This is a genomic window from Lonsdalea britannica (assembly GCF_946477055.1).
GTDB lineage: Bacteria > Pseudomonadota > Gammaproteobacteria > Enterobacterales > Enterobacteriaceae > Lonsdalea > Lonsdalea britannica_A.
The window spans coordinates 1-11,452 of record NZ_CAMKXG010000102.1 but is presented as its reverse complement, the minus strand read 5'-3'; the positions used below and the strand labels follow the sequence as shown (position 1 = coordinate 11,452).

Annotated in this window: 12 protein-coding genes; 1 reads left to right on the top strand and 11 read right to left on the bottom strand. The window is 53.0% G+C overall.

The features are described 5' to 3' along the window. Window positions 1-205 precede the first annotated feature (205 nt). The 8 genes from fliM to fliF all read right to left on the bottom strand — a co-directional run bounded on the left by fliM (window position 206) and on the right by fliF (window position 8,653). A complete protein-coding gene (fliM, locus tag Q7O77_RS08850; RefSeq protein WP_085653384.1) occupies window positions 206-1,219 on the bottom strand; it encodes a flagellar motor switch protein FliM in 1,014 nt (337 codons plus the stop codon). Between the two features lie 5 nt (window positions 1,220-1,224). Then, complete coding sequence (gene fliL, locus Q7O77_RS08845) at window positions 1,225-1,704, bottom strand: flagellar basal body-associated protein FliL (protein WP_085653383.1); 480 nt, start codon at window positions 1,702-1,704, stop codon at window positions 1,225-1,227. A 133-nt stretch (window positions 1,705-1,837) separates the two neighbouring features. Then, complete coding sequence (locus tag Q7O77_RS08840; RefSeq protein ID WP_304165902.1) at window positions 1,838-3,343, bottom strand: flagellar hook-length control protein FliK; 1,506 nt, start codon at window positions 3,341-3,343, stop codon at window positions 1,838-1,840. Further along, the gene (gene fliJ / locus Q7O77_RS08835) at window positions 3,340-3,786 is read right to left on the bottom strand and encodes a flagellar export protein FliJ (protein ID WP_085653381.1); all 447 of its coding nucleotides are present in this window, start codon (window positions 3,784-3,786) and stop codon (window positions 3,340-3,342) included. Before fliJ ends, Q7O77_RS08840 begins: the two co-directional genes overlap by 4 nt. Before the next feature lie 83 nt (window positions 3,787-3,869). Beyond that, window positions 3,870-5,228 (bottom strand): flagellar protein export ATPase FliI, encoded by a 1,359-nt coding sequence (fliI, locus tag Q7O77_RS08830; protein WP_085653380.1) that lies wholly within the window; start codon window positions 5,226-5,228, stop codon window positions 3,870-3,872. Continuing rightward, window positions 5,228-5,926: a flagellar assembly protein FliH gene (fliH, locus tag Q7O77_RS08825; protein ID WP_304165898.1), complete on the bottom strand. Its 699-nt coding sequence runs from the start codon at window positions 5,924-5,926 to the stop codon at window positions 5,228-5,230. Before fliH ends, fliI begins: the two co-directional genes overlap by 1 nt. Then, window positions 5,919-6,911 carry a flagellar motor switch protein FliG gene (gene fliG / locus Q7O77_RS08820; RefSeq protein WP_085653378.1) on the bottom strand — a complete coding sequence of 331 codons (993 nt, stop codon included), beginning with the start codon at window positions 6,909-6,911 and terminating at the stop codon, window positions 5,919-5,921. Before fliG ends, fliH begins: the two co-directional genes overlap by 8 nt. Next, complete coding sequence (gene fliF / locus Q7O77_RS08815) at window positions 6,908-8,653, bottom strand: flagellar basal-body MS-ring/collar protein FliF (RefSeq protein ID WP_304165894.1); 1,746 nt, start codon at window positions 8,651-8,653, stop codon at window positions 6,908-6,910. The genes fliG and fliF overlap by 4 nt, the downstream gene beginning before the upstream one ends. Before the next feature lie 253 nt (window positions 8,654-8,906). On the opposite strand from fliF, the gene fliE reads away from it, so the two are divergent. After that, window positions 8,907-9,224 carry a flagellar hook-basal body complex protein FliE gene (gene fliE, locus Q7O77_RS08810; RefSeq protein WP_085653376.1) on the top strand — a complete coding sequence of 106 codons (318 nt, stop codon included), beginning with the start codon at window positions 8,907-8,909 and terminating at the stop codon, window positions 9,222-9,224. Window positions 9,225-9,649: 425 nt separating this feature from the next. Here the strand turns inward: fliE and fliT are convergent, their stop codons facing one another. The 3 genes from fliT to fliD all read right to left on the bottom strand — a co-directional run. After that, window positions 9,650-10,021, bottom strand: coding sequence for a flagellar protein FliT (fliT, locus tag Q7O77_RS08805; RefSeq protein ID WP_085653375.1), 372 nt, complete (start codon window positions 10,019-10,021; stop codon window positions 9,650-9,652). A gap of 121 nt (window positions 10,022-10,142) precedes the next feature. After that, complete coding sequence (fliS, locus tag Q7O77_RS08800; protein WP_304165908.1) at window positions 10,143-10,538, bottom strand: flagellar export chaperone FliS; 396 nt, start codon at window positions 10,536-10,538, stop codon at window positions 10,143-10,145. Window positions 10,539-10,568: 30 nt separating this feature from the next. After that, the coding region (gene fliD / locus Q7O77_RS08795) for a flagellar filament capping protein FliD (RefSeq protein WP_304165892.1) at window positions 10,569-11,452 on the bottom strand (884 nt) is incomplete at its 5' end.

The following is an 11,452-nucleotide window of genomic DNA, read 5'->3' as shown; positions in this document are numbered from 1 at the left end:
TATCCTCTTCGTCGGCAGCGTCAGATGTGTATAAGAGACAGGAATCAGATCGATGTCCTGAGACAGTCCGGGCGCGGCATCTGCGTCCAGCGACTTAAATACGCCTTCGCTACCGCTTTCGTCTTTTTCCGCGGCTTGCTGCTCATTAAATGCATCAGCCCACAGATCGTCCACGGATTCTTTTTCTTCGGACGGGTTCTTGGTGTCACTCATGGGGCTGTCCCTCGTTGTTCAGAGAAGTCAAAATTGGATTCACTAACTGTTCGACTCGAAGAGCATATTGTCCTTTGTAGGTGCCGTACTGACCGGTCAATACTGGTACACCGTCGACATGGGCAATGATGCTGTCAGGTTTTTCTATAGGCAATACATCGCCCGGCTGTAACTTCAGCACTTTGGACAACCGCAGCGACACATCGGTAAAGTTGGCGACCAGCTCCAGCTCAGAATGCTGAACCTGCTTGGCCAACGTATCCCTCCAGCTCTGATCTTCCTGCCGTGAGTTCTCCATCGGAGGATTCACCAGCAGTTCGCGCAGCGGCTCGATCATGGCAAAAGGAATACAAATATTGAATTCGCCGGTCAGGTTGCCGATTTCCACGTGGAAAGGCGTGGTTACCACGATATCGTTAGGCGATGTCGTGATGTTGGTAAACTTGACCTGCATTTCGGAACGCACGTACTCCACGTCCAACTTGTAGATCGCATTCCACGCGTCGCCGTAGGCTTCCAACGCCAGACGCAGCATTCTTTTCACCACGCGCTGTTCGGTGTGGGTGAACTCTCGCCCTTCGACCTTGGTTGGGAAGCGTCCATCTCCGCCAAACAGATTATCGACCGCGATAAAAACCAAGCTCGGAGAAAACACGAACAGCGCGGTGCCGCGTAGCGGCTTCAGATGAATCAGGTTGAGGTTGGTCGGCACCGGCAGGTTACGCGCAAAATCATGATACGGCTGGATTTTGATAGGTCCGGCGGTAATATCCGGGCTACGACGCAACAGGTTGAACAGCCCCATGCGGAACTGACGGGCAAAGCGCTCATTAATAATTTCTAACGACTGCAAGCGCTCACGAACAACACGCCGTTGCGTATTGGGGTCGTAAGGCCGAATATCGCTCTCCGGGCCAGAGGCCGACTTGGCTTTGCTATCGCCGTCGTCACTGTCACCGTTGAGCAATGCGTCAATTTCTGCCTGGGAAAGAATACTGTCACTCATAATATTTATCGCAGTATAAAAGCGGTGAACAGAACATCCGTGACCACCTGGTTGGGTTGCCCTTGAACCAGAGGCGGGCTAAGAACCTGTTTAATTTCGTCAATCAGCTTCTGCTTACCTTGTTCGTTTGCCAACGCGGCCGAATCCTGTCGGGAAAGCAGCAGCAGCAAGCGGCTGCGCACTTCCGGCAAATAGCGGGTGAAGCGACTCTTGGTTTCTTCATCTGGCAAACGCAGGGTGAACCCAACGTACAACACACGATCGGGATTGTTATCCGGATTAACCAAGTTAACAGTAAATGTATCCAATGGCATGAATACAGGTTCCGGGGGAGGCACTTCTTTTGCCACCGTTGGCTCAGCGTTTTTATGATAAAAGAACCACCAACCGGTGCCGGCGGCACATGTCGCTACCAATGCGATAACGATTAGCAGCATTAACAAGACAGAACGCTTGCGTCCCGACTGTGATTTTTCTTCAGCCATAGACTAAGATAATTCCTATACTCATTGCCATTGATGCAGCTCTGTGCTGCATATACCCCGTAATTATCCCGTCTATTCCGTCGTTCAATAGGGTGAATAGACGAGAAAAATCACACTAGCTTACTGATTTGCCTCACGCAAAAGTATCGACGCCGCTCGAAGAGGACGCAATTCTCTGGAGTGAAACTGGCACATCCACGATTTCCATGTGGGTGTCAAGGCTGCTCGAGTACTGAGACGAGGACGAACCGCCGCCGGCGCTCTGCTGCTGCCCCTGCTGCCATTCGGAGCCAGCGAAGGTCTCGCTGCCGACACTACTCTGGTTCAGCGTAATACCGCTTTCAGACAACGCCGTTCTCAGCTGCGGCATCGCAGCTTCCAACGCGGCTCGCACCTGTCCATGCGCAGAGGCAAGGTGGATTTGAGCCTGGTTATCATCCATCTTCATGCTGACCTGAATCGCGCCAAGCTCCTGAGGATGCAGACGCAGCTCAACGTTTTGCTGGTTGTTACGTGTAAACATCACAACCTGCTGGCTGAGCGCCTGTTGCCACTCATCGCTGCCCAGACGAGACGTCAGTACTGCGGTTTGTGGCGTCGCCGCAGCGGAGGTATTGGCCTGGGTGCTGTTGAGTGCGCCCAATGCGCTATTTACCGTCGCAGCGCTGGAATTACTGTTGGTGGAAGACGGCTCTTGCGTGACTTTAAAGGCGTTGCTCACGGCAGCGCTGATGTCAGCAGACTGAACCTTGCTCGACGTCGCAGTCGTATCAACTACGATGCTTTTCAGGTCAGTCGAATCATCGTCTTTCGCAGTTCCTTTCGACACGGATTTGCCGGAAACGCGGCCCAGAATGTCAGTCAATGCTTCATCGTCATCCTGCCCCGTCGTCGTGTCATCAGCGACGGCGTTCAGCATAGAGGTCAGCGACGTGCTCTGCTGACCGTCGGTCAACGTCTGCAAGGCATTTTGTCCGTCCACGCTCAGCGCGGCGACACCTTCACTCTGTGGGGTTATCGGCTGCGGCGTCACTTTCTGTAGCTGCGGGGCCAATCCAGCGCCCAGCATAGCCATGATCGTCGACGATGCATCCTGATCGGCCGTCGCGACCGAAATTCCGGTATCCGCCGTGACCTGGTCGCCCAGCGTTAATGCCGCGTCAGCGCTGTCATCAACAGCATCCGTTTTCGTGCTCGTCGTGCTTGCGGCTTGCGCCACTGTCGACTTACCGTGCGTCGCGTGCGATTGCTTTAACAACGCGCTAAGCGAAGACTGTACAGACGATTCCGTTGATGCGTCTTCGCCTGCATTCGCCTCAGCTGCCTGCGCATCCACTTCCTCACTGTTGTCAGCCTGTTTTGCCGACGTATTTTCGGTTTTGGGCGTCGTGTTGGACGTGGACTGAGCCGTAGTTTGTTTCACCGGCTGAGGCTGTGATTCTTTATTCTGAGCATTTTGAGAAGCCGTGTTCAACGTATTCTGCTGTGTACGATTTTGCTCTTCATTCAGGTGTGACGAAAACAGCGCCGTAAAGCTGTTAGGCTGTGACGCATTACTGTCTTTGTTGCTGCTGGACGAAGTCGAATCAGTTCGAGCCGTCTCAGACGCTGAAAGAGCAGTAACAGTAGATAGATTCATGGATTCAGTTTCCTCAATGACGAGCGCTGTGCAAATTCATCCATCAGTTTTTGGTCTCGACGGTTCTCACGAACCAGAAGTTCCTGAGCCGCCCGTTCTTTTAATGTCTCAAACGCATTCAGCCGTTGACGCTTAGCCTGCCAGGTTTTCATGGCTTGTTCTAAACGCTGTGCCCATACGGCCAGCTGTTTGCGATGCTGTTCGATGGCCAATTCAAGAGTTTTTATAAACTGCTGATAATTGTACCAATTCGCTGCGTTGATACCGCTGCCCATTGTTTGCTGCAGCTGTACACGGTAGTCATCTTCATACCCGAGCAACATATCGAGCTGCTGTTGCGCCTGAACGTGTGACTGACGGATCTGCCCCAGCAGAGTAGCGGCATCGTCCACTTCCTGCTGAGCCAATTCGCGAAGTTTGTCGAGAGGAGTTTCAGTTTTCATAGTACCTCAATCACGTACAGTTACCGGCGGCTTACTGATTCAGCCCCTGTCGGGTAAAGCCTACGGCCTTGGTAATCAATACACTACATGCCGAACAGCGCATTCAATTGCTGCAATGCCTGCTGTTCGTCGCAACGTTCGAACATCCCCTGTTGTAAAAACGCTTCCATCTGCGGATAGAGCTGAATGGCCTGATCCAGCAAGGGGTCGGTTCCCGATGCATAGGCACCCACGCTGATCAAATCCTTGTTCCGCTGATATACCGATAGCAACTGCTTAAATTGCCTTACTTTGGCGTAATGTGATTCGTCGATCAAAGCGGTCATCGCACGGCTAATCGACGCTTCGATATCAATTGCCGGGTAATGACCGGATTCAGCCAGCTGTCGAGACAGCACAATATGCCCATCCAGAATGGCCCTGGCGGAGTCAGCGATCGGGTCTTGCTGATCGTCGCCTTCCGTCAATACGGTGTAAAACGCCGTAATAGAGCCCCCGCCGTGCATACCGTTACCCGCACGCTCAACCAACGCGGGCAGCTTCGCGAAGACGGAGGGCGGATAGCCCTTGGTCGCCGGCGGCTCGCCGATGGCGAGTGCGATTTCTCGCTGCGCCATCGCGTAACGCGTCAGGGAATCCATAATCAACAGAACATGGTGTCCCTTATCGCGAAAATCCTCCGCGATGCGGGTGGCATACGCCGCCCCCTGCATTCGCAGCAGCGGGGAAACGTCAGCCGGTGCGGCAATCACGACCGCTCGGGCACGGCCTTCGGGCCCCAAAATATTTTCGATGAAGTCTTTTACCTCACGGCCACGTTCGCCGATCAGGCCCACCACGATGACATCAGCTTCAGTATAGCGGGCCATCATGCCCAGCAGCACACTTTTACCTACGCCGGAACCGGCGAACAGGCCCATACGCTGCCCTCGTCCGACGGTCAGCAAGGCGTTGATGGCCCGGACGCCAACGTCAAGGACGTGATCGATGGGCGTACGCTGCAAAGGGTTAACTGGCGGCGTGATCAGCGGCGCCTTAAATCCCGTTTCCGGCGGCGGTAATCCATCCAGCGGTTTCCCCGCGCCGTCCAGGATCCTGCCGAGCAGCTCAGGCCCCAGAGGAAGTTTTTTACCTTCGTGCTTCTCTCCCCCGCGGGCGTAAACACGCGCGCCGGGAATAATGCCTTCGACTTCTTCGAGCGGCATCAGGAATAATCGTTGCCCATTAAAACCGACGACTTCGCTTTCGACTTCTTCGACCTTGTCGCCGTTGGCACGTTCCACAAAACAGGTCGCGCCCAGCGGCAAATGCAGCCCAGAGGCTTCAAGTACCAGTCCCGTCGCGCGAGTGAGGCGCCCGTAACGACGCACGGTGGGCGTTGTGGCGATCTTCTTCTCGAACGAATCCAGCGTAGTCAACCAGCGAGAGAGTCGGTTCGTCATCACAACTCTCCCGGCGCAGCCATGTGACACAGCTCATGCCAACGTGTCGCGATGCTGGCATCCAAATCACCATCCTCGGCGCTGACTTTACAGCCGCCCGGATGCAGTTGGTTATCCGCCAGTAAGCGCCAGCCATGCTGCGCCAGCGTCGGACCCAACTGCTTCTCTACCCTTTCCATATCGGACGGATGGACGCGTAAATTAGGCTTGCCGCTAAATAAAGGTTCTTGTTGGATCATCTGCTGTATCTGATTCAGCAAGGCAGTACCGTCGCATACCGGCGCCTGACCCAAGACCTGCTTGGCCGCAGTCAGCGCCATTTGCATCAGACGCGCGGTGATGACGCTGTCCAGCGAGTCGAGCGTTTGCTGGAATTCGGTCACCATCTGCTGCATCTGCTCAGTCAGCTTTTCCTGCTGCTGTTTTTCTTCCTGCGCACCCTGCTGACGGCCTTCGGCCAGACCGATTTGGTAACCTTCGTCGTAGCCTCTTTGCTGACCGTCTTTATAGCCGGCATCTTTCGCTTTAAGCTGAACTTCTTCGCGCAGCAGTTCCAGTGACTCCAACGCCTCAACCGGAGAAGTGTCTTCGTCTTCCGTGTAGGAGGGCGTAGCTTCTTCCTGCTGAGCCGACGGCGGCGGTGCCGCCAAATCGGTCAGTGTCCAGGGACGCCAGGGTAAGTCATTGGTATTAGACATACGCATCCTCGCCGCCACCGATGATCATCTCGCCGCTGTCCGCCAGACGACGAACGATGAGCAGGATGGCTTTCTGTTCGTTTTCGACCTGAGACATACGCACCGGTCCACGCGTCGCCAGGTCGTCGCGCAGGATTTCCGCGGCACGCTGGGACATGTTGCGCAGGAATTTCTCGCGCAGCGGCTCTTCCGCACCCTTCAGGGCTATCAGCAGGGACTCGGACTCCACTTCCTGCAACAGACGCTGAATACTGCGGTCGTCCACTTCGACCAGGTTTTCGAACAGGAACATTTCGTCGATGATTTTCTGCGCCAGTTCGCCGTCGAACTCGCGAACGGCGTCGATGACCGCTTCTTCCTGCTGGGTTTTCATCAAGTTGATGATTTCGGCCGCAGTACGAATACCACCCATCTTGCTGCGTTTGAGGTTCTGTCCGTCCAGCAAGCCGTTCAACACTTCGGTCAATTCAGCCAGCGCCGCCGGCTGTACGCCGCCGAAGGTGGCAATACGCAACATGACATCGTTACGCAGACGCTCATCGAACAGCGCCAGAATATCGGCAGACTGGGCGCGTTTGAGGTGGATAAGGATGGTCGCGATAATCTGCGGATGCTCATCTTTAATCAGGTCTGCAGCAGTCTGCGGCTCCATAAAGTTGAGCGTTTCCATGCCGGAAGAAGTTTCTTTGCTTTCCAGAATATCTTCCAGCAAGGTCGATGCGCGTTCCTCACCCAGCGCTTTGACCAGAACGGAACGCAGGTAATCCCCTGCGTTGACGCTCAGCGCCGCGTACTGTTCAGCAGAAACCTCGAATTCTTTCAGCACTTCCATCAGCTGCTGATTGGACACCTGTTTCATATTCGCCATGGCGGCACTCAGGTGCTGAACTTCACGCGTGGAAAGATGCGTGAAGACTTCAGCAGCGCGGTCTTCGCCGATGGTCATCAGCAAAATAGCGCTCTTATCAGTTCCAGTCATACTCATAGTTCAGTACTCATCCATTGGCGAATTACCAGGGCGCAGACGCGAGGATCGTTCTCGGCCATGTCGCGAATACGCTGGCTTTGCAGCTCAGTATTGACGCGCTGCTGCGATTTACGCTGCAAGTCTTGCTCTTCTTTGCTGAGCTTGACGATAACGTCTGCATCGCTCTCCTGACCGCCAGATAAACTTTCCGCCAGAGCCTGCTGCTCTTTCTTCTTGAGCTGCAACTGCGGACGTACCATCTTGCGCCACAGGATCCAGGCCACAATCAGGACAAGCAGCCATTTGCCTGCGCTAATCAGCAGATCGAAGAAGGCTTGTTTCTGCCAGAAGGGCAATTCGCCTGCGGCATCATTCGATTCCGTAAACGGCGCGTTGACCACGTTGATGGTATCGCCACGGTCAGTTGAGAAGCCCATAGCTTCACGTGTCAGCGACTCAATCTGCTTAATCTGCTCTTCGTTCAACGCCGCGGATTTACCCTCAGCGTTGGGCGCATAGTTAACGACAACCGCCACGGACAGGCGTTGTACGGCACCGGCGCTTTGCTTGGTATGACGAATGGTGCGATCGACCTCATAGTTGATGGTCTGATCGCGGCGGTTGTTCGAAGACTGTATGCCGCCGTTCGCTCCGCCCTGATTCGCCCCGTTGGCGCCGTTCGCGTTGTTGTTAGCACCGTTCGCATTCGCCTGCTGCTGGCCGTTAGCATTGTTATTGTTCTGCGCGCCGTTGGCGTTTGGCGCGACAATCGGCGCCGCCGGCGTAGCGGGAGGCTGATTCGATAATGCTCCCGGAACGCCACCCACGTTTCGCCCGCCCAACTGTTCGCTCTGGCTAGACTGCTGAGAGCGAACCGCGGCCTGATTCGGTGCCTGGTTCGGCTGATACTGCTCATCCGTCTGCTCACGGTTGGAGAAGTCGATCTGGGCAGTCACCTGCGCATGGACGTTGCCGGTACCCACAATCGGCGCCAGGATGGCTTCGATACGACGCTGGAAGCGGTTTTCAACTTCGTTGGCGTATTTCAGCTGGGCGGCATTCAGATCGCGACCGGTGCCGTCCGTTTGCGTCAGCAGTCGGCCATTCTGGTCGACGACGGTCACGTTGTCCGGCGGTAAGCCAGCGACGCTGCTGGACACCATATAGACAATGGCGTTGATCTGCCCTTCATCCAGCGCTCTACCCGGCTGCAGGTTCAACGTCACCGATGCAGAGGGGGATTTTTGTTCACGCACGAACAATGAAGGTTTAGGGATCGCCAAATGAACCCGCGCTTTCTGCACAGGGCCCAGCGTCTCCATCGTTCGGGACAGCTCCCCTTCCAACGCGCGCTGGTAGTTAACCTGCTCGCTGAACTGGCTGATACCGAACTTCTCCTGATCGAGAAGTTCGAAACCCACTGAGCCGCCTTTAGGTAGCCCCAACTGTGCGAGTCTCAACCGGGTTTCATAAACATTTTCTGCTGGGATCAGCAAAGCCCCACCGTTATCGCTGAATCGATAAGGGATGTTCATCTGCGTTAGCTGGGTGACGATCTCGCCGCCATCTCGATCGTTTAGATTGCTGTAAAGCACTCTATAATCGGGACTTTTTGCCCATAAAACTAATGCTGTGACAACAGCCACAGCAAAGGCTGCGGCGATTAATAGAGGTACTTTCGGATTAGCACGCAGCCGGTTAAGCACAGCAGTAAATCCGTTGATACTCATTGCGGGCGAACTGCTTTTAGCGGAGCTCATGCACTATTCCTGCCAATTAACATTTTGATAGTTATTAATAAAAACAAAATATACTCCCTGAATAAGCAACGGCTGTTCTAAACATCAACACCCGCCTTTGAGATTTGGGCGATATATTATTTATCCCATAGGGACAATTCTATAGGTGAATTAGCCAAGGTTTTTATGCCTATTTAGAAGCTTAGGGTTGCTGGTATTCTGCTAAAGTTATCGCCTGTAAATAATTGGTCACAGAGAAAACCCGAGGGTTTAAATGTCAATACAGGGAATTGAATCTGTCGTTCAGCAGCTACAAAGCGTAGCACTTCAGTCGACTGGTAGTACTTCTAACGCGATTGCACAGCAGCAAAGCGGCTTTGCGGACGAGATGAAATCCGCGCTGGGAAAAATCAGCGAACAACAAACCACAGCTCGCGCACAAGCGCAGAAGTTCGAGCTGGGTGAAGAAGGCATCGCACTGAATGACGTGATGGTCGACCTGCAAAAAGCGTCGATTTCGATGCAAATGGGTATTCAGGTAAAAAATAAACTGGTATCGGCTTACCAGGAAATTATGAATATGTCGGTATAAATAAAGACTGCTATCTTTTTATACCCTCAGCCTTTAGCCATCCAATTATAAGCACCCTTCGGGCTATTCAATTTCGCATAGCCTGGTCCTGCTTTTTTTTCAAATTCTTCCCCGACCTGTTTTATGACGGGTATTGCGGTTGAGCCCTCACCGTTTTATTTCCGCTCATTCATCTCACCAATACTTCCGAATATGCTCAAGCCACGTCCATAAGCCATTCACTTTCGTCTAGTGTATGAAGTCAGCCGGGAGTTTAAAGTTAGCCTGAGGCAAAGCTACAAGCTGTGCAGGCCTGTTGTCAGCGCTAGCACGTTTGGGATAGGAGAATAAGCCTGTCTATAGGCGTGATGTGAGAGTCAGTTTCAGAGGGAAAGTCCCGTCGGGGCGTAAATTGACGAGACAAAAGAGCATTGCAATCCGCTGGATTACTCTTTCCCGCCGCCGGGCAACATGGAATCGCCATCGGCGAATTTATGATAGGCCGCATTCACAGACTGCTGTCTGACCGACTGACCGATAAGTCCCCTCAACTCATTCATACGCGACTCAAGGAGTTGAGTAATCAGCGTTTCATTACTTAGAATCGTATCAAGGCACTGCTTGATCTTACGCTGTTCAACGCTGGAAACTTTATTGTTGTATTCGATCAGGCCTGGAAGAAGTCCAACCGCTTCAAGATAAAGCTGTTCAACTTCAATCAATTCTGCCCATTCTGCTTTTTTTGCAAGTGCCAGCATACGATCGCTTAGTTCAAGGATTTGCTGATAACAGGCAAGAACTGATTTGCTGGCTTCCATTGTGGTTTCCTGACTTACACTGTTGGTTATGTTTAACGCAAAACGGCAAAAAACTGACACTGTGCCGTACACGAAGCTATTCCGATAATATTCCCGGCACAGACAAAAGCTAAATTACAATTCAATCAGCAGCGTTATTTTTTTCAGGGCTTATTTCTTTCCAGGAGTCAGCAATGCCTCGCAATAGTTCCGTTATATTTTCGAGTAACGCACGATCGTTGTGCAGATTGGCATGAAGCAGCTGACGGATCATATAGTCGTAAAGCTGCGCCAGGTTAGTGCTGATCTCTCCGCCCTTCTCCATATCCAGAGAAGCCAGTAATCCACTGTCAATAATTCTGATGGCTTTGGTAATCGCATTACCCTTCTCCACCGTGTCGCCCTGTTCCATGAAGATATCTGCACGAACCAGGGCGCTGATGGCGCCATCAAACAACATGGTAATCAGTTTATGCGGGCTGGCGCTCATCACGCCACTTTCCAAACCGACCTGCGCATAAGCCTGTGAACCATACATCATGGCCATAACCGTTCCTTACCCTACTCGTTAACTGCTGGAGCTATTGCTAAGCTGTTCGAACGCCGACGTCAGATAGTCACCCGTGCTGTTCAACTGCTGTACCAACACGTCCAGTTTGGTGAACTGAGTCCTGTAACGGCTCATAGTATTCTCGATGCTGCTCTGAACATCAGTATACTGAGTCTTGAGCTTGTCGATAATGGAGGTGATACCTGATTCAGCATTATCGATCAATCCTTTACTCTTGGTATAGGTCGACACGGTCGATACCAGTTGCGTTGCCAGACCGGTCTTTTTGCCATCACCCATGAAGAACTCGCCAACGGCAGAACCTTCGTCAGTCAGTGCATTCACGAGAGCGGTGTTATCAATACTCAGCGTTCCGCGAACCACCGAACCCGTCGTAGCGTCCGTCGTCGTACTCAGCGAGATACCCATTTCAGAGAGCACTTTAAAGGTATCGCTGCTCTGTGCCGAACTGATGATCGTTTTCAACTGGTTTTTGATGCTGCTCAGCGTAGAGTCCCCGACCAGAGCACCGTTGCTCGTGGACTGAGATTCACCTGCACTCACGCTGCTGTAGGCGCTCAGCGAAGCAAAAGAGGTCAGCAGCGTGTTATAAGAACTTACCCAATCGGTAATCGCGCTGGCGGCATCCGTGACACTTTTTGTCACCACCAGGTTTTCCGAAGAGCTGGAAACCGCGTTCAACGTCAGCGTCACACCTTCGGTCGGGACATCAGTTACGGTGTTGCTGCTACGTTCAATCGCAATACCGTTGACCGTCAGCTTGGCATTTTGTGCCGCGACCTGCTGAGTCATCCCATTAGACGTAGACGTGCTGTCATATCCCAGAATGCTATTCAACGTGCTGTCATTTGAGCTCACGCTCATCGTTGACGTTTCACCCG